General features: G+C 43.5%; 1 protein-coding gene. It reads right to left on the bottom strand.

Annotation, left to right across the window (positions count from 1 at the left end):
• On the bottom strand, positions 1-255 hold a 255-nt coding region (locus ACYQ2O_RS13330; RefSeq protein ID WP_459771553.1), incomplete at both ends, for an AAA family ATPase.

Raw genomic sequence — 255 nt, 5'->3', positions numbered from 1 at the left:
GACTGGCAGTGCCAATAAGTAAGACCACTGTGTTTGAGACCGTATCTCGTTGAAAATTCAATAAAAGAAGCAGTTCTTCAAAGATGTCCATTGACAAAAATTGGGCTTCATCCAGGACAATGACTGGCGTGATACGCTGACTCTCTAATTGGCGAATGCGTTCCTGGATGTTGCGAAAATTGACGACCTTTTTGTGGCTCGGTTCCAGTCCCAGTTCAATGGCTAATTCCTGATAAAAATCACGACTGGATAACC

This window comes from Alkalibacterium sp. m-11 (assembly GCF_054658155.1).
The sequence above is the reverse complement of the archived record's forward strand: the minus strand, read 5'-3'. Positions and strand labels throughout refer to the sequence as shown.